Annotated in this window: 1 protein-coding gene; it reads left to right on the top strand. The window is 34.5% G+C overall.

The annotated features are described in order from the left end of the window. Positions 1-252: nucleoside recognition domain-containing protein (locus SB658_RS25970; RefSeq protein ID WP_410603360.1), on the top strand; the 252-nt coding region annotated here is incomplete at both ends.

Raw genomic sequence — 252 nt, 5'->3', positions numbered from 1 at the left:
CTAATTAAACTTGGTACGACAGGTGTCGATTTTCTCTTTAATGGAATTCAAAGAGATTTTGTCTTTTTCTTAAATGTATTATTAATTATCGTATTTTTCTCAGCACTACTTTCTATCTTTAGTTATTTAGGTGTTTTACCATTCATCGTTCGCATTGTCGGCGGTGCAATTTCAAAAATTACTGGTTTACCACGCGTCGAGTCATTCCACGCAGTAAACTCTGTTTTCTTCGGTTCAAGTGAAGCTTTAATC

Source organism: Bacillus sp. SIMBA_008 (assembly GCF_046535495.1).
In the GTDB taxonomy this organism is placed as follows: Bacteria; Bacillota; Bacilli; order Bacillales; family Bacillaceae; genus Bacillus; species Bacillus subtilis.
The sequence above is the reverse complement of the archived record's forward strand: the minus strand, read 5'-3'. Positions and strand labels throughout refer to the sequence as shown.